The sequence below is a fragment of the Pseudomonas sp. NPDC090201 genome (genome assembly GCF_044746825.1).
Classification (GTDB): domain Bacteria; phylum Pseudomonadota; class Gammaproteobacteria; order Pseudomonadales; family Pseudomonadaceae; genus Aquipseudomonas; species Aquipseudomonas putida_AD.
Window position 1 is genome coordinate 391,361 of sequence record NZ_JBIVCX010000004.1, and the last position, 24,260, is coordinate 415,620.

The 24,260-nt window shown below is 62.9% G+C and carries 21 protein-coding genes; 12 read left to right on the forward strand and 9 right to left on the reverse strand.

The features are described from left to right. The first annotated feature begins 228 nt into the window (after window positions 1-228). Together ACIPOO_RS15885 and ACIPOO_RS15890 are read left to right on the forward strand one after the other, a co-directional pair. On the forward strand, window positions 229-1,938 hold the full coding sequence (locus ACIPOO_RS15885; RefSeq protein WP_400608484.1) for an amidase: 1,710 nt from the start codon (window positions 229-231) through the stop codon (window positions 1,936-1,938). Window positions 1,939-2,059: 121 nt separating this feature from the next. Next, window positions 2,060-2,809, forward strand: coding sequence for a creatininase family protein (locus ACIPOO_RS15890; RefSeq protein ID WP_400608485.1), 750 nt, complete (start codon window positions 2,060-2,062; stop codon window positions 2,807-2,809). Window positions 2,810-2,845: 36 nt separating this feature from the next. Here the strand turns inward: ACIPOO_RS15890 and ACIPOO_RS15895 are convergent, their stop codons facing one another. The 4 genes from ACIPOO_RS15895 to ACIPOO_RS15910 all read right to left on the reverse strand — a co-directional run bounded on the left by ACIPOO_RS15895 (window position 2,846) and on the right by ACIPOO_RS15910 (window position 7,284). Beyond that, complete coding sequence (locus ACIPOO_RS15895; RefSeq protein WP_400608486.1) at window positions 2,846-3,610, reverse strand: IclR family transcriptional regulator; 765 nt, start codon at window positions 3,608-3,610, stop codon at window positions 2,846-2,848. A 131-nt stretch (window positions 3,611-3,741) separates the two neighbouring features. Further along, window positions 3,742-5,061: an MFS transporter gene (locus ACIPOO_RS15900; RefSeq protein WP_400608487.1), complete on the reverse strand. Its 1,320-nt coding sequence runs from the start codon at window positions 5,059-5,061 to the stop codon at window positions 3,742-3,744. An 85-nt stretch (window positions 5,062-5,146) separates the two neighbouring features. Then, on the reverse strand, window positions 5,147-6,346 hold the full coding sequence (locus ACIPOO_RS15905; protein WP_400608488.1) for a CaiB/BaiF CoA transferase family protein: 1,200 nt from the start codon (window positions 6,344-6,346) through the stop codon (window positions 5,147-5,149). Then, on the reverse strand, window positions 6,343-7,284 hold the full coding sequence (locus ACIPOO_RS15910) for a hydroxymethylglutaryl-CoA lyase (protein ID WP_400608489.1): 942 nt from the start codon (window positions 7,282-7,284) through the stop codon (window positions 6,343-6,345). The genes ACIPOO_RS15905 and ACIPOO_RS15910 overlap by 4 nt, the downstream gene beginning before the upstream one ends. Window positions 7,285-7,600: 316 nt before the next feature. On the opposite strand from ACIPOO_RS15910, the gene ACIPOO_RS15915 reads away from it, so the two are divergent. Continuing rightward, complete coding sequence (locus ACIPOO_RS15915) at window positions 7,601-8,527, forward strand: SMP-30/gluconolactonase/LRE family protein (protein ID WP_400608490.1); 927 nt, start codon at window positions 7,601-7,603, stop codon at window positions 8,525-8,527. A gap of 107 nt (window positions 8,528-8,634) precedes the next feature. After that, window positions 8,635-9,921: a CitMHS family transporter gene (locus tag ACIPOO_RS15920; RefSeq protein ID WP_274131316.1), complete on the forward strand. Its 1,287-nt coding sequence runs from the start codon at window positions 8,635-8,637 to the stop codon at window positions 9,919-9,921. Window positions 9,922-9,951: 30 nt separating this feature from the next. Here the strand turns inward: ACIPOO_RS15920 and ACIPOO_RS15925 are convergent, their stop codons facing one another. Further along, window positions 9,952-10,818, reverse strand: coding sequence for an aldo/keto reductase family oxidoreductase (locus tag ACIPOO_RS15925; protein WP_274131317.1), 867 nt, complete (start codon window positions 10,816-10,818; stop codon window positions 9,952-9,954). 111 nt (window positions 10,819-10,929) lie between these two features. On the opposite strand from ACIPOO_RS15925, the gene ACIPOO_RS15930 reads away from it, so the two are divergent. The 4 genes from ACIPOO_RS15930 (at window position 10,930) to ACIPOO_RS15945 (ending at window position 14,350) form a co-directional block, all read left to right on the forward strand. Beyond that, entirely contained in the window at window positions 10,930-11,835 is a 906-nt protein-coding gene (locus ACIPOO_RS15930; protein WP_274131318.1) for a LysR family transcriptional regulator, read from the forward strand. A 111-nt stretch (window positions 11,836-11,946) separates the two neighbouring features. Further along, a complete protein-coding gene (locus ACIPOO_RS15935) occupies window positions 11,947-12,657 on the forward strand; it encodes an ATP-binding cassette domain-containing protein (protein ID WP_400608491.1) in 711 nt (236 codons plus the stop codon). After that, window positions 12,654-13,445: an ABC transporter permease gene (locus tag ACIPOO_RS15940; protein ID WP_400608492.1), complete on the forward strand. Its 792-nt coding sequence runs from the start codon at window positions 12,654-12,656 to the stop codon at window positions 13,443-13,445. Before ACIPOO_RS15935 ends, ACIPOO_RS15940 begins: the two co-directional genes overlap by 4 nt. Further along, window positions 13,442-14,350, forward strand: a complete 909-nt coding sequence (locus ACIPOO_RS15945) for a LysR family transcriptional regulator (RefSeq protein WP_274131321.1) — start codon at window positions 13,442-13,444, stop codon at window positions 14,348-14,350. Before ACIPOO_RS15940 ends, ACIPOO_RS15945 begins: the two co-directional genes overlap by 4 nt. Here ACIPOO_RS15945 and ACIPOO_RS15950 read toward each other — a convergent pair. Together ACIPOO_RS15950 and ACIPOO_RS15955 are read right to left on the reverse strand one after the other, a co-directional pair. Continuing rightward, window positions 14,336-15,112 carry a substrate-binding domain-containing protein gene (locus ACIPOO_RS15950; RefSeq protein WP_400608493.1) on the reverse strand — a complete coding sequence of 259 codons (777 nt, stop codon included), beginning with the start codon at window positions 15,110-15,112 and terminating at the stop codon, window positions 14,336-14,338. The genes ACIPOO_RS15945 and ACIPOO_RS15950 overlap by 15 nt on opposite strands. Window positions 15,113-15,143: 31 nt before the next feature. After that, window positions 15,144-16,445 carry an MFS transporter gene (locus ACIPOO_RS15955; protein WP_400608494.1) on the reverse strand — a complete coding sequence of 434 codons (1,302 nt, stop codon included), beginning with the start codon at window positions 16,443-16,445 and terminating at the stop codon, window positions 15,144-15,146. Between the two features lie 483 nt (window positions 16,446-16,928). Between ACIPOO_RS15955 and ACIPOO_RS15960 the strand changes: the two genes are divergently transcribed. Both ACIPOO_RS15960 and ACIPOO_RS15965 read left to right on the forward strand, forming a co-directional pair. Further along, window positions 16,929-19,286, forward strand: coding sequence for an EAL domain-containing protein (locus tag ACIPOO_RS15960; RefSeq protein WP_400608495.1), 2,358 nt, complete (start codon window positions 16,929-16,931; stop codon window positions 19,284-19,286). After that, window positions 19,274-20,164 carry a phosphate/phosphite/phosphonate ABC transporter substrate-binding protein gene (locus ACIPOO_RS15965; protein WP_274131325.1) on the forward strand — a complete coding sequence of 297 codons (891 nt, stop codon included), beginning with the start codon at window positions 19,274-19,276 and terminating at the stop codon, window positions 20,162-20,164. The genes ACIPOO_RS15960 and ACIPOO_RS15965 overlap by 13 nt, the downstream gene beginning before the upstream one ends. Here the strand turns inward: ACIPOO_RS15965 and mug are convergent. Both mug and ACIPOO_RS15975 read right to left on the reverse strand, forming a co-directional pair. Continuing rightward, a complete protein-coding gene (mug, locus tag ACIPOO_RS15970) occupies window positions 20,158-20,685 on the reverse strand; it encodes a G/U mismatch-specific DNA glycosylase (protein ID WP_400608584.1) in 528 nt (175 codons plus the stop codon). The two genes, ACIPOO_RS15965 and mug, sit on opposite strands and share 7 nt — an antisense overlap. Next, complete coding sequence (locus ACIPOO_RS15975; RefSeq protein WP_274131428.1) at window positions 20,678-21,301, reverse strand: TetR/AcrR family transcriptional regulator; 624 nt, start codon at window positions 21,299-21,301, stop codon at window positions 20,678-20,680. The genes mug and ACIPOO_RS15975 overlap by 8 nt, the downstream gene beginning before the upstream one ends. A 308-nt stretch (window positions 21,302-21,609) precedes the next feature. On the opposite strand from ACIPOO_RS15975, the gene ACIPOO_RS15980 reads away from it, so the two are divergent. Next, window positions 21,610-22,755: an HlyD family secretion protein gene (locus ACIPOO_RS15980; protein WP_400608496.1), complete on the forward strand. Its 1,146-nt coding sequence runs from the start codon at window positions 21,610-21,612 to the stop codon at window positions 22,753-22,755. Next, on the forward strand, window positions 22,752-24,251 hold the full coding sequence (locus tag ACIPOO_RS15985) for an MFS transporter (protein ID WP_400608497.1): 1,500 nt from the start codon (window positions 22,752-22,754) through the stop codon (window positions 24,249-24,251). The genes ACIPOO_RS15980 and ACIPOO_RS15985 overlap by 4 nt, the downstream gene beginning before the upstream one ends. The last annotated feature ends 9 nt before the right edge of the window (window positions 24,252-24,260 follow it).

Sequence of the window (24,260 nt, forward strand, 5' to 3'; positions counted from 1 at the left end):
GAATGTGAAATGTTCTGCCTGCATGCTCGTACTACCGCGCCAGACGAAAGCGAGCACGTTAACAGGGTGATATTAAAGTGATGTTACAGAACAAAGCTGATAAACCCGATAAAAATCGAACTTCTAGCCCTCGCTCGACACTTGGTGTTAAATACGGCATCCGGGTCGACGACGCTGACCCTTCACACATTCGCGACATCCTCAAGACCAGCAAATGGCGGTGGCCCCATGATTGAAGTGACCGAAGTTTCCATAGCCCGACTGCGCGAAGCGCTGGAGTCCGGCCAGACCACGGCGGTTGAACTGGTGCAGGCCTACCTCGCCCGGATCGACGCCTACGACGGCCCCCAGACCGCCACCGCCCTCAACGCCGTGGTGGTGCGCAACCCAGAGGCGCTCGAGGAAGCCCGGGCCTCGGACGCACGCCGCGCCAGGGGCCAGTTGCTCAGCCCGCTCGACGGCATTCCCTACACCGCCAAGGACAGCTATCTGGTCAAGGGCCTGACCGCCGCTTCCGGCAGCCCGGCCTTCGCCGATCTGGTTGCCCACCGCGACGCCTTCACCATCGAGCGCCTGCGCGCCGCCGGGGCGATCTGCCTGGGCAAGACCAACATGCCGCCCATGGCTAACGGCGGCATGCAGCGCGGTGTCTACGGCCGGGCAGAAAGCCCGTACAACGGTGAATTCCTCACCGCACCCTTTGCCTCCGGCTCCTCCAATGGCGCTGGCACGGCAACGGCTGCAAGCTTTGCCGCGTTCGGCCTGGCCGAGGAAACCTGGTCGAGCGGCCGTGGCCCGGCGTCCAACAACGGCCTGTGCGCCTATACCCCGTCGCGCGGCGTGATCTCCGTGCGCGGCAACTGGCCACTGACGCCGACCATGGACGTGGTCGTGCCGTTCGCGCGGACCATGGCCGACCTGCTGGAAGTGCTCGACGTGATCGTCGCCGAAGACCCGGACACCCGCGGCGACCTCTGGCGCCTGCAACCCTGGGTGCCGATTCCAGCGGTTTCACAGGTGCGCCCCGCTTCCTACACCGAACTGGCTGCGCAACCTGGCGCCCTCACAGGCAAACGCCTGGGCGTGCCGCGCATGTACATCAATGCCGACCTTGAAGCGGGCACCAGCGAAGCACCGGGCATTGGCGGCCCGACCGGGCAACGCATCAACACCCGCGCAAGCGTGATCGGCTTGTGGGAACAGGCCCGCAAGGCGCTGGAAGCCTCTGGCGCAGAAGTGATCGAAGTGGATTTCCCGCTGGTGTCCAATTGCGAAGGCGACCGCCCCGGCGCCCCGACCGTGTTCAACCGCGGCATCGTCTCCAAGGAATTCCTGCACTATGAACTGTGGGACCTGACCGCCTGGGCGTTCGACGATTTCCTGCAGGCCAACGGCGATCCGAAACTCAACCGCCTGGTGGACGTCGACGGCCCGAAAATCTTCCCCCACGACCCCGGCACCCTGCCCAATCGCGAGGGCGACCTGGCCGCCGGCATGGACGAATACGTGCGCATGGCCGAACGCGGCATCACGCCCTGGAACGAAATCGACACCCTGGCCGACGGCCTGCGCGGCCTTGAAAAAACCCGGCGCATGGACCTGGAAGAATGGATGAACCGGCTGGGACTCGATGCCGTGCTGTTCCCCACCGTGGCTGACGTAGCCCCCGCCAATGCCGATATTGATCCGCAATCCGCCGATATCGCCTGGAGCAACGGTGTTTGGGTGGCCAACGGCAACCTCGCCATTCGTCACCTGGGCGTGCCCACGGTCACCGTGCCGATGGGCGTGATGCCTGACATCGGCATGCCAGTGGGCCTGACTTTCGCTGGCCGCGCCTATGACGACTCCAGCCTGCTGCGCCTGGCCTCGGCATTCGAAGCCACCGGCAGCAAGCGCCAGGTGCCGCCGCGCACTCCACCGCTGTCCGCGAAGTAACTGTCCAACCTGGAAGCGGGCATGCACCTAGGTGCTATTGCCCGCTGCCTCTGAGCATGTGACATTCCCCGCACTTCCCCATCGTCATCAAGAACGGACCTGCCTGAAAGAGGACCTGTACATGCTTCTGCACCTGTCGACCTGGCGCGAGATCGAGCAATACCTGACCCGCAGCCGCACCATCGTCGTGCCCATCGGCTCGAACGAGCAACACGGCCCCACCGGACTGCTCGGCACCGACTGGATGTGCCCGCAGATCATCGCCGAAGAAGCGCAAAAGTATGCCGACATCCTGGTCGCGCCGACCTTCAACATCGGCATGGCCCAGCACCACCTGGGTTTTCCCGGCACCATCTCCCTGCGCCCCTCGACCTTCATCGCCGCCATCGGTGACTGGGTACGCTCCCTGGCCGGACATGGCTTCGAAAAGATCCTGTTCCTCAACGGCCACGGCGGCAACATTGCCTCGATTGAAGCGGCATTCTCGGAGCTGTACGCCGAAGCCAGCTTCGCCCGTCGTCCCGCAGGTTTCGCCCTGAAGCTCTGCAACTGGTGGGACCTGGAAGGCGTGACCCGCCTGGCCAACGAGCAATTCCCCACCGGCCACGGCAGTCACGCCACGCCATCGGAAATCGCCGTGACCCAGTGGGCGTATCCGGAGTCGATCAAGTCGGCGCCCTACTCCCCACAAATCGCCCCCACAGGCCCGATCCGCGAAGCGAAGGATTTCCGCGCACGCTTCCCTGACGGCCGCATGGGCTCGGACCCGGCTCTGGCGACCCCGGAAAAAGGTGGTGAACTGGTCCGGCTTGCGGCCCAGGGGCTGGTCAAGGCGCTGGATGCGTTCAGCCGGGAAGAGATGCCGGGCTAGTGTGCCCTGCCCTCTGCAGGCCGGGGCGCTCGACCGTCAGGGATTGAGGCGTTTGAGCGCCTGACGCAGTTCCGAATCGTTGCCACCCAGCGCGCTGGTGGCAATGGCCGCGTTGCGCAGCAGGATCGAGGCGGCGTGCTCGATATGCTCTTTGAGCAATCGATCGGACGGCCCGGACAAGGTCAGCGCCCCCTTCAATTCAAAGCCCATCGCGAATACCGGCACAGACACCGCGCTGGTTTCCGGATCACGCTCGCCAAATGAGCTGGCCCAGAAGCGCTCGCGAACTTCGGCCAGGGCCGGGTCGGCGTTGCGCGAGAACGCCCGAAGAATCTTGCCCGATGCTCCGGCCTGCAGCGGAAAACGCGCGCCTTCAAGCACCGACACCCGCACCGCACGTTTGGGCTCGACGCGAAACAGCACCACTCGGCTGCCATTTTCCTGCACATAGAACGAAGAGGTTTCGCCGCTTTCCTCGGCGATGGATTCCAGCAACGGATGAATCACGTCACGCAAGCGAAATGACGTCTGGTACAGCTGGGACAGGCGCAACGGCTCGGGCCCCACCGAATAGCGACCGTCGCTGAGTCGGCGAACGAAACCGGCTTTTTCCAGTGAAGCGATGAGCCTCAGGATGGTGCTTTTATACAGCCCGGTGCGCCTGGAAATTTCCGCCAGGGTCAGGCAATCCTGCTCGATGTTGAAGGCCGCCAGGATGGCGAATGCACGGTCGACGGCCGCCACACCGCCTTCTGCTTGAGCGGCCTGCTCGGAAGGGTTTTTCTCGGATTCGGTATTCATAGACACTCATTGTCGATTCATCGCTTGCCGGCGACAGCTGCCCCGGGGGCCGTGTTGTCGCCTGCGAGACAATATCAGAGGCGCAGGATACCTTCCGCAAAAAGTACAGGTGCAAAAAACGCGACCCGCCCTCACGCCTCTTTCAGAAAGAACCGCAGCGAGAGCACCATCGCCGCCGCCACGAACATGATGCAACCCATTGCCATCAGGCCCGCAGTGAAAGAGCCGGTGTAGTCCTTGAGGAAGCCCATCAGGTACGGCCCGACAAATCCGCCAAAGGCGCCAATCGAGTTGATCAGCGCAATCCCGCCTGCGGCGGCCTGGCCACGCAGGAATTTGCCCGGCAATGTGTAGAAAATGGTTTTACCGGCAATCGTGCCGATCAGCGCCATCGTGATACCGGCCAGCGCCGGAACCAGCGCGTTCATCTGCAGCGCCAGAATCAGCGCCACGCCCGCCAGCAGCATGGCCAGGGTCAGGTTCAAAATGCCTTTGCCGGTACGGTCGACATGTTTGGCCCAGACCAGCAACGCCACCGTGGCGAAGAAATAAGGAATCGCCGCCACCCAGCCGATCATGCTGACTTCGACGCCATGGGCCTTGAGCATCTGCGGCAACCAGATGCCGATGCCGTAGGAGCCCAAGGTAAAGCTGAAGGTGATCGAACTGAGAATCCACACCCGTGGATCTTTCAAGGCCGCCTTGAAGCCATGACTGTGCTGCCCTTTGCTCTGTTCATCGGCCAGCATGCCGGTCAACACCTGACGCTCGTCGGCGGTGAGCCACTTGGCCTCTGCCGGATGGTTGGTCAGCACCTTCAAGGTAATCAACCCGAGAATACAGGCTGGCACACCCTCGATCAGAAACATCCATTGCCAGCCGGCCAGGCCCAGCATTCCGTGCATCTGCAGCAGCCAGATGGACAGCGGCCCGCCTACCAGAAACGAAATGGGCGTCGCCACGGTGAACCAGGCCAGTACTCGGGTACGGTACTGCGCCGGAAACCACAGGGTCAGGAAGAAGATCACCCCGGGGAAAAAGCCGGCCTCGGCGATACCCAGAATCAACCTCACCACGTAAAAGCTGTAAGGCCCGACGATCATCGCTGTCGCCGCTGCCGCCAGGCCCCAGGTAATCATGATCCGCGCCATCCACAGGCGCGCGCCGAAGCGATACATCGCAAGGTTGCTCGGCACTTCGCACAGGCAATAGCCGAAGAACATGATGCCCGCACCCAGGCCGAACTGGGTGGCGGTCAAACCAAGCTGCTCGGTCATCTGCAGGGCGGCGTAGCCAACGCTGGTACGGTCCAGATAGTTGAAAAAGTAAGCCAGTGCCAACAACGGAATCAGTCGCCAGGCAGCCTTGTGCAGTACGCGGGTCTGCTCGCTGTCGAGTGGTCGCACAGCGCTGGCGTCGTTGCTGTGCGGGGTAGTCGTGACAATCGCCATGACCGCTTTCCTCTGTATTTATTGTTGTAGGACTGACGGCACATGGCCGTCAGCGAATGGAATCTGGCGTCCGTTCCGGGGTGGCTCAGCGAACGATGCCTCGCTCGCGCAACGCGTCGATATCCCCCGACGCATAGCCCATCTGTTCAAGCAACTCGGCAGAGTGGCTGCCCAGCTGTGGCACATTCAGGCGCGTGTCGAACCTGCGGCCATTCATTTCGAACGGCAACATGGGCACCTTGACCGCTTCGCCGTTTTCCAGCGTCAGATGCGCCAGCCCACCGGACTCATTCAGGTGTCGGTCATCGAACAGATCCTGGGGGCGCTGGATCGGAGAAAACGGCAGCCCGGCCTGTTCACACATCGCCATGACTTCCTGTTTACCCAAGGTTGCAAGGCGCGCCCGGACCTGCGGCAGAATCTTGCTTCGGGCCTGGACCCGCTGGGTGTTCTTGGCCAATTGCGGATCGCTCCCCAACTCCTGGAAGCCGAAGCTCTGGCAGAAATTCAACCATTGGCTGTCGCTGACCACCCCCATGAACACCTGCTCGTCGCCCAGGGTGTCGAACACGTCATAGATGGCCCACGCCGACAAGCGACTGGGCATCGGCGCTGCGGGTTTGCCGGTGGTCGCCATTTGCATCATGTGTTGGCCGACCAGGAACGCGGAGTTCTCGAACAACCCGGTCTGCACGAACTGTCCTTGCGCCGTATCCTTGCGTTGCAGCAGTGCGGCCAGGATGGAGATGGCACTGAACATCCCGCCCATCACATCGTTGACCGAGGCGCCGGCCCGCAGCGGACGCCCTTCGGGCCCGGTCATGTAGGCCAGGCCAGTCATCATCTGCACCACTTCGTCCAGTGCCGTGCGTTGCTCATAGGGCCCCGGCAGGAAGCCCTTCATCGAGCTGTAGATGATGTCGGGCTTGATGGCCTTGACCTGCTCGTACCCCAGGCCGAGTTTCTCCATGGCACCCGGACGGAAATTCTCGGTCACCACGTCGGCGCTTTCGATGAGCTTGCGCACCGCCGCCATGCCTTCTTCGGTCTTGATGTCGACGGCGAAGCTTTTCTTGTTGCGGTTATAGGTCATCCAGTAGCCCGCTCCGGAACCGGTCAGGCGTCGGGTGTTGTCGCCCTCGGGCACCGGCTCGACCTTGATCACTTCCGCGCCCAGGTCCGCGAGAACCAGGCCACAGGTGGGGCCCATGACCATGTGCACGAACTCCACGACACGCACGCCGGCCAGCGGCAGTGCCTGGAGCTGTTCATTGAGCAGGGTCATTGCGCACCTCCTGCGTAGTGAAAGTTCTTGCCCACCCCGGCGTCGGGAATGAAGCCGTACAACGGCTCGCCAGGCAGCCCCTCGATCAGCCACTGGCGGGCGGCGACCAGCCGGTCGATATCAACGCCTGTGCGCAGGCCCATGGATTCGAGCAGGTACACCAGATCCTCGGTCACGATATTGCCCGAAGCCCCCGGCGCGTAAGGACAACCCCCGATTCCCCCTTGGGAGGCATCGATGGTGGTGACGCCGACATCCAGCGCCGCCACCACGTTCGCCAGGCCCTGCCCGCGGGTGTTGTGAAAATGCGCACTGCCGGCCTTGGCGCCGATTTCGTTGCGCAGCCGGGTGAACACGCGGCGCACCTGAGCCGGATTGGCGTAGCCGACGGTGTCAGCCAGCCCCACCTCATCGACCCCCAACTCGACCATGGTCAGGGCCATGCGCAGCACATCATCTTCCGGCACTTCGCCCTGGATGGTGCAGCCGAACACCGTGGACAGGCCGGACTCGACTTCAACGTGGGGAAAACGCTCGTTGCGCAGCGCCAGCACTGCGCGCACTTCGTCATACACCTGTTGGTGAGTCTTGCGAATGTTCGCCAGCGAATGCGGCTCACTGACGGAAATGGGCATGGTGATCTTCTGCACGCCCGCATTGAAGGCGGCTTCGGCGCCCTTCAGGTTCGGCACCAGGGCCGTGACGAATACGTCAGGCCGCTGGCGCAGGTGGGCGACCAGCTCGGCGGCATCGGCCATTTGCGGCAGCAGCTTGGGCGATACGAAGGAGCCGACCTCGATTTCCCGCAGGCCGGCATCCGCCAGCGCGGTCAGCCACTTGAGCTTGAGGGCCGTGGGCATCGTTGCACTGACGCTCTGCAATCCGTCTCGGGGACCCACCTCGCTGATGAGGATGTCCAGGTTGTTTTTATGGTTCATCGCCGGTCTCCGGGTGTAGAAATACAGTCGTTCTATCTGACAGAACATCGTTCTAAATAAAGAATGAACCGGTCTTTTGCTCCTGTCAACGACACTGATCGGAAGCCCGGAGGTTAGCGCGGGGCGTGCCTTTATGAATTCTCTCCGGGGAACATTACTCAGACGCGGACGGGTTGACAGGCCGAGAAAATCAGCCGACATTTGTTCTATCAGTAAACACAACGTTCTATTAGACAGAACAATAACAACATAGCGAACAGGCTTCTTCCGCTCCAAGATGGGGAGATTGCCTGTTCGTCCTGTAGGAGCTGATCCTGTGAGTTTGTATGCCCCGCCTCGTGACCTGCCGACGCGCGTGTTCACCACGCTCCCGGACCATCTTTGCAAAGACGGCGACTCGGACTGGGTTCGAGCCAACAAGCCCGGGCAAAAGGTCAAAAGCTTTCTGGAGGGCCCGTCCTTCGATCGGCAGGGCAATCTCTACGTCACCGACATTCCCTACGGCCGCATCCTGCGTATCGATCCCCAGGGCAACTGGACGCTGGTGGCGCAGTACGGTGGCTGGCCCAATGGCCTGAAGATCCATCGCGACGGTCGCATCTTCATCGCCGATTACAAGCTGGGCATCCTCATCCTGAACCCTGACACGGGCCAGGTTTCGCCGTTTCTGACCCATAGCCGCAGCGAAGGCTTCAAAGGCGTCAACGATCTGTTCTTCGACGCTGCAGGCAAGCTCTACTTCACCGACCAGGGCCAGACCGGCCAGCAGGATCCGACCGGCCGGGTGTACGCCTATGACCTGGAAAGGCAAATCCTCACCCGCCTTATCGACAACGGTCCAAGCCCCAACGGCCTGGTCATGGACTTGGCGCAGAATGCGCTGTTCGTGGCGATGACTCGTGGCAATGCAGTCTGGCGCCTGCCGATTCAGCCCGACGGCGGCACCAGCAAGGTAGGCATTTTTACCGCCATGGCCGGTGGTGTCAGCGGTGCCGACGGCATGGCCTTGGACTCTCAGGGCAACCTGTACGTGTGCGATGCCGGCAACGGCTGCGTATGGGTGTTCGATCCGCATGCCGTGCCGCTGTATCGCATTCGCTCCTGCACCCAGGGCCGCACCCTGACCAACCTGGCCTTCGGTGGCGAGGGCAATCGACAGTTGTTCATCACTGACTCCTCGACCGGCTCGATCCTGGTCGCCGACCTTGAACACAGCGGCCAACCGATGTTCTCCCACAGCTAGCAACCTGACCTGCCGAACCCTGTGTGCGCCGCGCACGGGCTTCGCTCGCCTTTGACAAAGCGGGCCACCCGCGCCCGCCCCTTACAAAATCAATAAAAGGGACACCCATGTTGATCTTTCTGAGCTACGCGATGATCGCCTGCTTCATGTACCTGATCATGAGCAAACGCCTTTCGCCGCTGGTCGCGCTGCTCCTGGTGCCCATCGTCTTCGGCTGCCTGGGCGGTTTCGCCACGCAACTGGGCGCGATGATGTACGACGGCGTGAAGATGCTCGCTCCCACGGGCATCATGCTGACGTTCGCGATCCTGTACTTCTGCATGATGACCGACGCGGGCCTGTTCAACCCGTTGATCAAAGTTCTGCTGCGGCTGGTCAAGGGCGATCCACGCAAGATTGTCACGGGCACCGCCGTGCTCGGTCTGTGCGTAGGCCTGGACGGTGACGGCGCGACCACCTACATCATCGCCACGGCAGCTTTCCTGCCCCTCTACCGCCTGACAGGCATCCGGTTGCAGGTCATGGCTACAGTGTTGCTGCTGTCGATCGGGGTGATGAACATCCTGCCCTGGGCCGGACCGTTTTCCCGGGCCGCCAGCGCCATGCACGTGGACATCACCGAGCTGTTTCTGCAGATGGTGCCTATCATGATCGCCGGTGGCGTCTGGGTGATTTTTGCCGCGTGGTGGCTGGGTCGCATGGAATATCGACGCCTGGGTATCGTCAGCGTCAGCGAGCAACAGCTGCTGGAAGGGTATGCACACATTCGCCTGAGCGACCCGAAATTCCTGTTCAACGTCGTGCTGACCCTCGCGCTCATCACCAGCATGATGCTCAACCTGATGCCGCTGCCGATTCTGTTCATGGTCGCATTCGGCCTGGCGTGCCTGATCAATTACCCGACGCTCAAACAACAGAAGGAAGTCATCGGTCGCCATGCCGACAACGTCATGGCCGTGACGTTACTGATCTTCGCCGCAGGCATTTTCGTCGGCATCATGGGCGGCACCGGGATGACCAAGGCGATCTCCGACAACCTCATCACCCTGCTGCCGCAGCAGGCAGGGCACTGCATGTCGGTGATTACCGCATTGCTGAGCATGCCCTTCACCTACGTGCTGACCAACGATGCCTTCTACTTCGGCGTGCTGCCGATCCTGGCGCAGACCGCCGCGCATTACGGCATCGGCCCCAATGAAATGGCCATCGCCTCGCTGATCGGCCAGCCGGTGCACCTGCTCAGCCCACTGGTGGCCTCGACTTATCTTCTGTGTGGCCTGCTGGACATCGACTACGGCGACAACCAGCGGGTGTCACTGAAATGGACCTTCGGCACGGTGCTGGTGATGCTGGCTGCAGCGATCGGCGTCGGCGCAATTACCGTGTTCAATTGAATCGGGGCCGGGGCTATGACAGCGGTCCCGTCACCCGGCCACGCCGTCCAGCTCCGCCAGCAGCCCGGGCGGAATCTCCAACCCGGCAGCGCTTGAGTTCTCACGCAGGTGCGCCACCGATGACGTGCCCGGAATCAGCAGGATGTTGGGTGAGCGTTGCAGCAGCCAGGCCAGTGCCACGCACAGCTGCGACGCGCCCATGCGGCTTGCGACGCTGGCCAGCACCTGGGATTGCAGCGGGGTGAAGCCACCCAGCGGAAAGAACGGCACGTAGGCGATGCCCTGCCTGGCCAGTTCGGCAATCAATGACTCGTCATCGCGATGGGACAGGTTGTAGTGGTTCTGCACGCAGACGACCCTGGCGATACCCTGAGCTTCTTTCAACTGCGCCGATGTCACGTTGCTCAACCCCAGATGGCGGATCAGCCCCTGATGTTGCAACTCCGCCAGCGCAGTGAACGACTCCTCAATGGACTCCTCTCCCGGCGAATGCATGTTGCCCCATGCCCGCAGATTGACCACGTCCAGTACATCCAGCCCCAGGTTGCGCAGGTTGTCATGCACCGCTTGCGTCAATTCGGCCGGGCTGTGGGCCGGATTCCATGAAGCGTCGTCGCCGCGCCGGGCGCCGACCTTGGTGACCAGGGTCAGGTCGTCGGCATAGGGGTGCAGGGCCTGGCGAATCAGGCGATTGGTGACGTGGGGGCCATAGAAATCCGAGGTGTCGATGTGGTTCACGCCCAGGGCCACGGCTTCACGCAGCACCGCGACCGCGGCATCGGGGTCCTTGGGCGGGCCGAACACGCCGGGGCCAGCCAGTTGCATCGCGCCGTAACCCAGACGATTGACGATCCGGTCGCCAATGGAAAACGTACCTGCCTTGCTGGCTTCGCTCATGTCGGTTGCCTCCTGAAAGTGAGTTCGATCACTTTAGACGTTGACCACTGCATTGATAATCAGGTGCAATCGGCACAGGCTGTACGAAAATTCGAACAATGGCATCGGACAATGGCAGCAGACATTCAGGATTTGTTGGCCTTCGTGGCCGTGGTCAAAGCGGGCGGCTTTCGCGAAGGTGCCCGCGCCAGCGGCAAATCGGCTTCCAGCCTGAGTGACGCGCTGCGCCGGCTGGAAGCGAGCCTGGGCGTGCGCCTGCTCAACCGCACCACCCGCAGCGTGGTGCCGACCGAAGCGGGCACGCGCTTGATGGAGCGTATCGTTCCGGCGCTGGGCGAAGTGGAGTCGGCGCTGGACGTGGTCAACGACTTTCGCGACCGCCCCTCCGGCACACTCAAACTCAACGTTCCGGCCAGCGCGGCGCGGCTGGTATTGCCGGGCATCATCACGCCCTTCCTCAAGGCTCATCCCGATATCCGTCTGGAAATCACCGTCGAGGAAAGCTTCGTCGACATGCTCGCCGCAGGCTGCGACGCGGGCATCCGCTACGACGAGCGCCTGGAACAGGACATGATCGCCGTGCCCATCGGGCCGCGGTGGCAGCGCTTCGCCACCGCGGCCGCACCGGGCTACCTTGACGCCCGGGGCCGGCCCGCCCATCCGGTCGAGCTGCTCGAACACGCGTGCCTGCGTGGCAAGTTCGCCAGCGGCAACATGCCGGTCTGGGAATACGAGCGTGACGGCCAGGTGATCCGCGTCGATCCTGCCGGGCCGCTGCTGGTCAACATCGCAGGCGGCGTCGATCTGGCGGTGCAGGCGGCGGTGGACGGACTGGGCGTGGTCCATCTGTTCGAAGACTGGCTGCGCCCGCATCTGGAGAGCGGCGCGCTGGAGCCGATCCTGGAGCCCTGGTGGCAGAATTTCAGCGGGCCGTTTCTGTATTACCCGGGGCGGCGCTATCTGCCATCGCCGCTGCGGGCGTTTGTGGAGTTCATCAAGGCGACAAGCCACCCGTAGGTTCGGCTCGCGTGTGCAGCAGCTCTGCCGAAACATGGGGCTTGTGGTGAACCGACATCCGCTGGGCAATAATGCAGGGCGTTTTCGCCTGTTCGTCCATAAGGAATCACCGTGTCGTCGAGTGCCTCCCCCACTCCCCCGTCCACCGGGCCTTTGCTGGAAACCCGGCACCTGGGCCGCCTTGATCCGGGCGGCGTGGTCGAACTGCTCAAGCCCACGGACTTTGTCCTGACGCCCGGCGCACAAATCGCGATCACCGGCGCATCCGGCTCGGGCAAGAGCGTTTTCCTGCGAGCCCTGGCACTGCTCGACGCACCCGCCACCGGCCAGATGCTGTGGCACGGCAAGCTGATTTCCAGTGAGATGATTCCCCATTACCGCACCTGCGTGTCTTACCTCGCGCAACGCCCGGCGCTGGTCGAGGGATCGGTACTGGACAACCTGCAATTTCCCTACACCCTCAAGAGCCTGCGCCAGCGCCGCTTCAATCTGCCTAAAGCCACTGAACTGCTGGCCCAGGCGGGCAAGGAACCTGCGTTTCTGCAAAAGAACGCGCAGGACCTGTCAGGCGGCGAGTCGCAGATCGTCGCGCTGGTCCGCACCCTGCAACTGGAACCGCAGGTGATGCTGTTCGATGAACCGACCTCGGCGCTGGACCCGCAATCGGCATCCGCCGTCGAGCATCTGGTGCGTCATTGGTTCGATGCGGACACATCACGGGCCTATATCTGGGTGTCTCACGACCCCGCGCAGGCGCGGCGCATGAGCACCCGCCACCTGACGATGGACAAGGGTGTACTGCAACTGGAGCCGCAGCGATGAACTATCAGAACCTCTCCGCTTTCGATCTGTGCATCGCCGCCTCGCTGATCCTGATCAACGGCGGGCTGTCAGTGCTGCTCAAGCTCGATCTGGAACGCAAGCTGCTCTGGGCCTCGGTGCGCACGGTGGTGCAATTGCTGGCCGTCGGTTACCTGCTGGGCTGGGTGTTCGCCAATGCCCGCTGGTACGTGGTGCTGCCGCTGATGTGCCTGATGACGCTGATCGCCGGTGTCTCGGCCGCAGGCCGGGGCAAGCGCACCTACGCCGGGCAACTGGTCGACAGCGTGATGGCGGTGTGGAGCAGTTCGTGGCTGGTCAGCGCCATCGGGCTGTTCGTGATTATCCGCATCCGCCCCTGGTACGAACCGCAATACGCGATTCCGATCCTGGGGATGATCCTGGGCAACACCCTGACGGCAGTGTCGCTGGGCATCGAGCGCATGACCTCGGAACTGACCTCGGGGCGCAACACCATCGAGATGATCCTGGCCCTGGGCGGCACCCGTTGGGAGGCGGCGCAATCGGCGGCCCGGCAGGCGGTGCGGGCCGGGATGATGCCGACCCTGAACCAGATGACCGTGGTCGGCATCGTCAGCCTGCCAGGCATGATGACCGGTCAGGTGCTGGCCGGGGAAAACCCGGTGGACGCCGTGCGCTACCAGATCGTGATCATGTTCCTGATTGCCGCAGGCTCGGCCCTGGGCACCGTGGGCGCGGTCATGCTGACCTTTCGCCGGCTGTTCTCGGCCGATCACCGGTTCATGATCCACAAGCTGGTGGCCCGATGAGCATCAACTTCGACCTCAATGACCTGCAGGCCTTTCGCGCAGTGGTGGAGAACGGCAGCTTCCGCAAGGCAGCCGACGCGATCCGCATCACCCAGCCGGCGCTCAGCCGTCGTATCGAAAAACTCGAATCGGCCCTCAACGTGAAGCTGTTCGAGCGCACCACGCGCAAGGTCAGCCTGACCAGCGTCGGCCTGGCCTTCCTGCCTCAGGTCGAGCGCATGCTCGACGATCTGGACATCGCCCTGATGAGCATCAGCGAAGTGGCGTCCACCCGCCTGGGCAACGTGACCATCGCCTGCGTGCCTTCGGCGGCGTACTACTTCATGCCTCAGGTCATCAGCGCGTTTCACCGTCTGTATCCGAAGATCAGGGTCAGGGTGCTCGACGCCAGCGCCAACGAGGTCAACAGCGCCGTGGCGTCGGGCGATGCGGATTTTGGCGTGAGTTTCAGTGGCACCCTGGCCGCCGAAGTGGATTTCGAACTGTTGCTGCAGGAACGCTACGTCGTCGCCTGCCGCCGGGATCATCCACTGGCGAGCCGCGAACAGGTCAGTTGGGAGGAGATGTACGAGCACGACTACATCAGCCTCGACAAGACCTCGGGCAACCGCCTGGTGCTGGATCAGGCCTTGATGCGCCTGCATCCGAAGAGGCCGAGCATCTGCGAGACACGTCATGTCACGACAATGATCGGCCTGGTGGAAGCGGGTCTGGGGGTGGCGGCGGTGCCGTCGATTGCAATGCCGGCGGCGCCTCACCCGATCCTGGTGAGCGTGCCGCTGATCGAACCCGAAGTGCTGCGCAACGTCGGGCTGATCAAGCGCCGCGGACGTACCCTGACGCCCGCGGCTATCGAACTGGAAAGACTGGTCAGGGACATGCCGATCCGATCAGCGGGGCACTGAGTCCAGCCCCGTGGCCTGAACCACCGGCTGCGCCTTGGGTGATGCCAGGTATTCTAGCAACGCCCTGGCCTGCTGCGGGTGCTCGGCATTGCTCGGAATGCCGGCGGCGAAGCGGGTCACGGACTGGACGTTTTCCGGAAGCTTGCCGACGTAGGTCACGCCCGGCACCGGCAGCAATTCGGAAACCTGCTGCAAGCCCACTTCGTATTCGCCATTGGCAACGACCGAGGCCACTGGAATGCGCTCGATCATCTTGCCCTTGGGTCCGGCCTGATCCTGGATGCCCAGTTTCCTGAACAGCTCTTTCTCGACGTACACCCCGCTGGCGCTGTCGGAATAGGCGACGGACCGGGCCTTGAGCAGCACCTCCTTGAGCTGGGCATCGGTGCCAATGGCAGGCTTGGCCGCGCCCTGCCTGACCACCAGGCCGATCCGCGAGTCGGCCAGCTCCACCCGGGAGGCCGGGTCGACCTTGCCTTGCTTGATCAATTCATCCAGCGCATAACCGACCATGATCACCACATCGGCGTGCTCGCCCCGGGCCAGTCGGTTGGGAATCGCTTCAGGGGCCTTGCCCATCGACGGGCCGAGGATGGTTTGCAAGGTGTCGCCGCTTTCGGCCGCGTATTGCGGGCCGAGTTGTTTATAGGCAGCGGTGAAGCCGCCAGAGGTCATCACCTTGAGTTCCTCGGCCTGAGCCAACGGGCTCAACGCCAGGCAGCCCAGACTCCACGCAGCCAGGTGTTTGAACAGTGCATTCATGACAAATCCTTATTGTTGTGGGTGTTGCGGATCAGACCGCCAATTGCGCGCGGGCCGAAAGATTGCGGTACAGCACCAGGGTTGCGCACAGCGCACAGATGGCAGCGAAGGTCATCCAGTAGGCAGGCGCGGCCTTGTCGCCGGTCAGGTGGATCAGCCAGGTCGAGACTGCCGGGGTGAAACCGCCGAACACTGCAGTTGCCAGGCTATAGGCCAGGGAAAAACCGGCGACACGCACCTCGACCGGCATGATCTCGGTCAGTGCCGGAATCATCGCGCCGTTGTACAGGCCATAGAGGCACGAGAACCACAGCAGCACTTCCAGCATGTGGCTGAAACTCGGCGCCTGGGCCAGGAACGACAGGGCCGGATAAGCGGTGAAAATCGTCAACACGGTCATCGCCGCCAGCAGTGGCTTGCGGCCAAAGCGGTCACTCAAGGCGCCGCCAATCGGCAGCCAGATGAAGTTGGACACCCCCACCAGCAGCGTCACCAGCAAGGCATCGGCGGTGCTCAGGTTGAGCACGGTCTTGCCGAAGGTCGGTGCGTACACGGTAATCAGGTAGAAGGCGGTGGTGGTCATCGCCACCATCAGCATCCCAGCGACCACCACACCCCAGTTCTGCAGCAAGGTGGCGAAGACCTGCTTCATGGTTGGACGATGGGCGCGGGCGGCAAATTCTTCAGTCTCCTGTAGGTTGCGGCGCAGCACGAAGATAAAGGGCACGATCAGGCACCCGACGGCGAACGGAATACGCCATCCCCAATCGGCTACGGCGGCAGGCGCCATCCATTGGTTGAGCGCGTAGCCCAGTGCGGCGGCGACCACGATTGCCACTTGCTGGCTGCCCGATTGCCAACTGGTGTAGAAGCCCTTGCGACCGGGCGTCGCCATTTCCGCCAGATACACCGACACACCGCCCAGCTCGGCGCCCGCCGAGAAGCCTTGCAGCAGGCGGCCCAGCAATACCAGCGCCGGTGCCCACAGGCCGATGCTGGCGTAACCAGGCACCAGCACGATCAGCAAGGTGCCGCTGGCCATGATCGACAAGGTGACGATCAAGCCCTTGCGCCGCCCCACGTCGTCGATGTACGCCCCCAGGATCACCGCGCCCAGCGGACGCATCAGAAAGCCTGCGCCGAACACGGCGAAGGTCATCATCAGCGAGGCAAATTCGCTCGATGCAGGAAAGAAGACGGCTGCGATCTGGGTGGCGTAGAAGCCAAAGAGGAAGAAATCGAATTGTTCGAGAAAGTTGCCCGACGTGACGCGAAAAACGGCACCGGCTTTGGATGAGGCGGACGAAGGCCGCGAATGGGGTGAACCATGCATGAGTGTTCTCCAGCGATCTTGTTGACGTGCCTTGCGGCGCTTTTTATGGGCTGGAGTTTGCTGGACACAATTTGAAACGATAAGTGCTATGTTTTCATCGATTGATGCATGACGCTTATCAATGCACGTAGGAGCGCGCTTGCCCGTGATTGCGATCTGCCTGTGATGAATCTGGTTGCTGACCCACCGCGGTCGCGGGCAAGCGCGCTCCTACAGGGTGGGCGGTAGCCCGATGTAATGCTGGCGTGAACCTCTTCACCGCCCGGCGCGGCTGACAAGACATCGGCATCACCACCTGAGCGGTAGGAGCGCGCTTGCCCGCGATTGCGATCTGCCTGTGATGAATCTGGTTGTTGACACACCGCGGTCGCGGGCAAGCGCGCTCCTACAAACAGTGGTGATGCGGGCGAGACATCGACCGGTCATGAATCAGTCACAAAGCAGTATTATTCTGCCATCACTTTGCGGCAGGAAATTCCAGCAGTGATCCGCCGATCTTTCTCCTCCTTAAGCTTTCTTCAAGTGTTGCTCATGACGCTCTGCGCCGCGACGCTGGTGTTTCTCTGGGCGCTGTATTTCCAGCAGAAAGCCACCTCGCGCCATGAAGCGCTGGCCGCCAAGGCCGCCGAGCACCTGAATCTTGCGACCATCGCCGCAGAAAACCTGCGTCAGTTGGTGGACCGTGCCCAAGCCATCGGCCGGGTCACGCGCGGTGACATGGAGGACCTGGGCCAGCGCCATCGCGGGCTGGTGCGCATGCTCGCCGAGGATCCGGTGTTCAAACGCATGAGCCTGTACGAGAACGACGGCAGCCTGGTGTCCGCCAGCCATCTGGATGAGCCCCATCAACTGCCGGCGCAGTGGCTCGATCAGTTGCAGGCCCACGAGCAGCGCTACGGTTTCAAGGCGCTGCTGCCGGGCCTGTCGCCTGGGCAAAACAACACGCTGATGCCTAACTGGCGGCTGCCGTTTCTGCTGCCGCTGGTGGATTCCGCCACCGGCAGTCGCAACAGTGTGCTGGTGGTGCAACTGGACGTGGGTTACATCGCAGCCTTGTTCGAGCACATCGACCTGGGCCAGAGCGGCATGATGCGCCTGCTCGACGGCGAGGGTCATGAACGCCTGCGCATCAACAACAGCGGCGTGGTGGTGTCTGGCACCCCGCTTGCGCCGGAGCTTGCAAGCGATGGCGAAAACAACGGCGCGCTCACCCAGCAGGCTGGCGATGCCCTGTTCCAGAGCATGTACCTGCGCGTGCCGCAGCGTGGCTTCAGTGTGGTGGTGAGCCAGTCCTTGGATGAAATCCTCGCCTCCTCGCGCCTGACCTATCAGCGCCAGCTGTGGCTGAACCTGTGCATGACGCTGCTGATTCTCGGCAGCCTGGTCTGGACCCTGCGCGTGTTGCGCAAGCGTCAGGAAGCCTTCAACGCATTGGAGCAGGCCCAGCAACTCAACCAAGGGCTGATCGGCCGGCTGGAAGAAGAGCACCGCCGCAGCAGTCACGCCGCCGCCACCGATCATCTGAGCGGCCTGCACAATCGTCGGCAGTTTCTGGAAGTCGCTGCGCGCACCCTGTCGTCCCAGCGCGGCAAACGGCGGCTGATGGCGATTCTGTTCATCGACATGGACCGTTTCAAATCGATCAACGATTCCCTCGGCCACAAGGTCGGCGACATGCTCCTGCAAGCCGTTGCAGGCCGGATCAAACGGATGCTGGAACCCGACGATGAAGCGGCGCGCTTTGGCGGTGACGAATTCGTGGTGCTGCTGGCCGGTGAACGCACTGAAGAACAGATCGATGCCTGGGTCCGCGCGTTGGTGCAGAAACTCTCGGCGATCTACTCGCTCAACGAGCACGAGCTGACCACCAGCCCCAGCGTGGGCGTGAGCATCTGCCCGCGGGACGGCCAGGATGTCGAAGACCTGATCCGCAGCGCCGACGCCGCCATGTATTCGGCCAAGCGCGCAGGCCGTGGGCAGTATCGGTTCTTCGACCCGTCGCTGAACGTTGCCGACGTCGAGGAATTCATTCTTGAACAGGCCTTCGGCAGCGCGTTGCGCGAGCGTCAGTTCGTCCTGCATTACCAGCCGCAGGTCCGCCTGGACACCATGCTGGTGGACGGTTACGAGGCGCTGGTGCGCTGGGAACACCCCGAGTTCGGCCTGCTGTACCCGGACCGCTTCATCTCGCTGGCCGAACGCAGCGGCTTTATCATCGCCCTGGGTTACGAAGTGCTGCGCCTGGCCTGTGAAACCCTGGCTTTGTGGCGTTCCGAAGGGCGGATGCTGCGTCTGGCGGTGAACGTCTCGGCGCTGCAACTGCACCAGGCTGAGTTCAGCGACCGGGTGCTGGCCAAGCTGACGCACCATGGCCTGGCCCCCCATGACATGGAACTGGAAATCACCGAGACCACCCTCCTGGACCAGGAAGGCCGGGCCATCGAGCACCTGCGTCGGCTGCGCGAGGCCGGCATGAACATCAGCCTGGACGACTTCGGCAAGGGTTACGCCGGCTTCGCCCACCTGCAATCGCTGCCGCTGACCAAGCTGAAAATCGACCGCACGCTGATCGCGCCGCTGTCCAACAGCCCGGATGACAGCCCCATCGTCTCCTCCACCATCATCCTGGCCAAGCGCCTGGGGCTGGAAGTGGTGGCCGAGGGCGTGGAAACCCGGGAGCAGGTGGTGTGCCTGAAGCTGGCTGGTTGCGATGTTGCGCAGGGGTATCACTTCAGCCGGCCGCTGTCGGCGGCGCAACTGACCGAATATCCGCCCTTCGCCAACGCGGCGGCGTCCCCTACGACCTACACGGATGTGGCCCAGAAAGTATGCGTGCCGTAAAACGTTTATTCCTGCTGCTGGCAGTCTTGATGTTCAACGCGGTGGTGGCGGCAGAAGGCGTTGACGCCGCCTGCACCCAGCACAGCCTGCGCATCGCCGTGATCCCGAAAAAGAGCATGGAAGAACTGCTCAAGGAGCATCGGTCGCTGACCGAACGGCTGACCCGCGCCACTGGGATTCCAGTGGAAATCGTGCCCTCCTCGTCCTATGAAAGCGTGGTCGATGCCATCGTTTCAGGCGGCGTCGATATCGCCTGGCTGGGGCCTGCGTCCTACGTCATCGCCCACCAGCGTGACCCGCGCATCGAACCCTTCGCCAGCCTGACCATCAGCCACGGCTTCTTCACCCCCGCCGGGCATCACTATCAGGCGCTGTTACTGGTGCGCAGCGAAACCGCCAAAGCCATCCCCGACCTGCGCGGCAAGCGCGTGGCGCTGACCGATCCGGCCAGCACTTCCGGCAGCGTGGTGCCCAACGCCGAGTTCTCGGCACTGCTGGGCGAGCCGCTGGGGCAGTTTTTCGGCTCGATCGTCTATGCGGGCTCCCATGACAAATCCCTGGACGCGCTGCTGGCGCGCAAGGTGGACGCCGCCTTCGTGTCCAGCGTCAGGGCCGACGAGTACCTGACCAACGGCCTGATCTCGCGCGACACCTTCAAGGTGCTGTGGCGCTCGGAGCCGATCTACTACGACCCGTTCGTGTTCAGCGGCACCCTTTGCCCGGCGATCAAGGAACAGGTGCGCAACGCCATGCTCAACGATCAGGCGGGCCTGGCGCAGTTCCTCAAGTCACAGGAAGCGTCCGGGATCGTGCCGGTGGATCACGCCGCCTATGCGCCGCTGCTGGGCAAGATGCAGGCAGCGCCTGCGGCTCAGTAAGCGGCGTCACCTTCACCGAGGGTCGCCAGGTGCAACTGGCGATACGCACTGACCAGTTGCTCCTGGGAAAACGCCAGGTTGCGCCCGCTCGGGTTGGGCAGGATCCACACCCGTGGATGGCCGAATGTCGCCGCCTGGCGCCCCCAGGCCAGGTCCTTGCGACCGGTTAATCCGGCGTACGCCGCCTTGCCCAGAAACGCCACGAAGCGCGGGGCGTAGCGTTCGATCTTGCGCTCGAATCCAGCAGCCGCCAGTTTGAATTCTTGCTGCGACAGTTGGTCGGCACGTGCGGTCGGGCGATCCACCACGGCGGTCAAGCCACAGCGGTATTGCAGGATCCGGTGATCGTCCTCCGGGCGCAGCTCATCGGGGGTGAATCCGGCAAGGTGCAGGGTGCGCCAGAAGCGGTTGCCCCGGCCTGCAAAATGGTGCCCTTGCGCCGCCGCTGTCATGCCGGGATTGATACCGCAGAACAGCACATCGAGCTGCCCGGCGATGATGTCTTGCAGACCTTCAGCCACAGATGACATTGACCGCACTGCGCGCAAGTTCGGTCAGCTCCTCACGCGGCTTGCCAGCCCGGGCGCGGATGGAAATGCTGTGCAGCATGGCCGAAGCCAGCACCGCCAGCGCCGCAGGATCGGCGTCTGCGTTCAGTTCACCAGCCTGGACCGCCGTGCGTAGGCGTGCTTCCAGATCCCGATCGAGCCTGCTCAACCGATCCGCCAGCAACTCGCGAATCTCGGCGTGCTCCACCGCCTCGGCCGTCGCGGTGCCGATGGCGAAGCAACCCCGCGGCTGGCCTTCGCCGGAATAGTAGATCGACAATTGTCCCTCGTAGAAACGCATCAGCGCCTGTTGCAAGGTGAGGTCAGGGCTGGTCAGGGCCAGGTGCATGTCGGCGGCTGCCTGATCCCAGTATTGCTCCAGTGCCTTGAGGTACAGCGCGTGCTTGTCGCCGAACGCCGCATACAGGCTCGGGCGATTCATCCCCGCCGCTGCGGCGATGCTGTCCAGTGACGAGCCCGAGAACCCGGTGCTCCAGAACACCCCGAGGGCTTGGTTCAGCGCGGTTTCAGGGTCGTAGGCGCGAGGTCGGCCGCGGCCTTTGGCACCCTCGATCTTTTTTTGTGCCATGTCGTATAAAAACCCTTGCAGCGGAATGGAAGTGGTCATATTCTTACACCATCGCACAAAAATCAGAAACCAGAAATTTCTGATTCTGCAAAAGAAGTCGCCGGGCTCGATCCGAGTGTCACGGCAGCGAAACAGGTGAGCTGGAGCCACCCTCCACACCCAGGTCTGTTTTCAGTGAGAGAGGCTTGACTGGCCGCAGAACCTGGCCAGTCAGACCCGGCTCAAGTCCTCACAACCCTCAATGACATCAGGGCCTCCAGCCTCGGCTGGAACGTACCCGGCTACCCGGCTAACAGGTGAATTGGATCATGACCAGACAGTTCGACACGACAGCAACCCCCGCCACCGCGCAACCGGGCGCTGCCTCGCCGGCGATGACCCCGGCTGCCCCGGCGCAGAAACCGTTGAAGGCAAAACTGCGCCCCTGGCTGATGATCGGCGTGCCGCTGATGGCGGCGGTCGTCGGCATTGCCCACTACAGTGCCACGGCGACCATCGTTTCCACCGACAACGCCTACGCCCGGATCGCCAAGACCGCGATCAACGCCCGGGTGTCCGGCCAGGTGGTGGAGATCTCGGTTGAAGACAATCAGTGGGTGCGCAAGGGCCAGATGCTGTACCGCATCAATCCCGAGCCGTTCCAGATCGCGGTGAACCGCGCCGACGCCCAGTTGAGCGTGGCGCGCCTGCGCATCGACAGCCTCAAGGCCAGCTATCGCCAGCAGCAGGCCGAATTGCAGTCGGCGCGGGAACAGGCGGATTTCGACCAGAAAGAGTTCAGCCGCAAGAAAGCTCTGGTCGCTACCGACTTCGTGTCCCGGGCGGTCTTCGAGCGCGCCGAAACTGACCTCAAGGTGTCCCGCCAGCGCGTCGTCTCCATCGAGCAACAGATCGCCAACACCGTCGTGGCCCTGAACGGCGACGCCAACGTCGAGGTCGACAGCCACCCCAGTGTTCGCGAAGCCCGCGCCCAACTCGATGAAGCGAAGCTGTGGCTGTCCTACGCCACGGTCTATGCTCCAGAAGACGGCATCGTGGCCAAGGTCGACGACCTGCAGGTCGGCAACTTCGTCAACAACGGCGCACCGGCCTTCGCCTTGCTGTCGGACAAGCACATCTGGGTGGAAGCCAACTTCCGCGAAACCGAAGTCACCCACATGCGCGTCGGCCAGTCCGCCGACATCAGCATCGATACCTACCCAGGCCAGGTGTTCAAGGCCCACGTGGTCAGCATGAGCCCTGGCGCCGGGTCGGACTTCTCCTTGCTGCCGCCGGAAAACGCCACCGGCAACTGGGTCAAGGTGGTGCAGCGTGTACCGGTACGCCTGGAACTCGATGCTATTGACGCCGAACACCCGCTGTACTCGGGCATCAGCGCCACGGTCAGGGTCGATACCGGGGTCAGCACCGCCTGGTGGACGCCGTTCAAGACCTTCATGAGTGCCAGTCGATGAACGCCGCCACTGCGGCCTGGCCGGCGCTGTCCGGGGCGCGCACGTTGCGCTACGCGGCGCTGCTCGCCACTTACATCCAGTCGATGAACGTCTCGCTGCCCAACGCCGCGCTGCGATTCATCCAGGCTGGCACCTCGATGACCGACGATCAGGCAGGCTGGATCTTCACCTCCTACCTGGCCGCCACGGCCATCAGCATGCCGGTTGCCGGCTGGCTGGCGGCACGCTTTGGCTTGAAGACTGTTTATCAGGCCTCTCTGGTGCTGTTCGTCTTCGGCCTGTGGCTGGCGCCCTGCGCCATCACCCCCGAGCAGTACATGGGCGCGCGGATCGTGCAGGGCATCGCCGCCGGGATCATTGCCCCGCTGTCGATGGGCATTGCCCTGGAAACCTTGCCTGCGGCGGTCCGGCCCAAGTTCGGCGTGACCTACGGCGCCATGGTCTTGCTGGGGATCGTGACCGGCCCCGCCATTGGCGGGCTGGTGGTCGAGTATCACGGCTGGCACGCGCTGTCGTACCTGAGCATGCCGCTGGCCGCGCTGATCGCCCTGGTGGTTGCCTGCTGCCTCGAGAAAAAACCGGCAGGCGCAGCGCCCGCGTTCGACTTCTTCGGCTACGCGACCTTCACCACCGCAGTGATCGCCCTGCAAATCCTGCTCGACCGGGGTGAGCGCATGGAGTGGTTCGAATCGAGGGAAATCTGCATCGAAGCGATGGTGTCGGCACTGGCCTTCTACCTGTTCCTGGCCCACCTCTTTACGGCCAGGACGCACTTTCTCGGCAAGCATCTGTTTCGCGATCGCAACTACGTGCTCTCGACCATCATGTTCTTCGCCTTCGGTTTCGTGTTGTTGCCGACCCTGGCGCTGACCTCGCCGATGCTCGACGAGATTCTCGGCTACCCGCCGATCCTGACCGGCTACATGACCATTCCTCGCGGGGTGGGCCTGGTCGGCGCGTTCCTCTTGGCCAGCCGGCTTCCGGCGTCCATCGACAACCCCCTGGTGATCGTGGTCGGCATGCTGGTCGTGATCTACGCCAATAGCTCGATGCTCGGCTATTCGCCGCTCATGGACTGGACGCCCGTGGCCCTGGCCGGGTTCATCCAGGGCGTGGGCATGGGCATCCTGATGCCGGCCATCAGCAAGATGGCATTCAGCACCCTTGACCCGAAATTTCGCCCGGAAGGCACAGGGTTTTTCAACCTGTCGCGGGTGTACGGCAGCACGCTGGGCATCGCCATCGTGCAGACGTATTTCTACAACAACACCCAAGCGATGCATGTGGCGCTGGCCAGTCATCTGCGGCCTTCCAACGCCACCCTGCATTCGCTGACGGCGTCGACGCCGCTGCAAGGCATCGCGCACCTCAATGAAATGCTCACCGGCCAGGCGGCCTTCATCGCCGTGGTTGACCAGTTCAAGATCCTGATGCTGGCCATGGTGGTGGTACTTCCGCTGGTTGTCTTTCTTCGCAAACCCGGTTCGACCAACTGATTCGCCTGG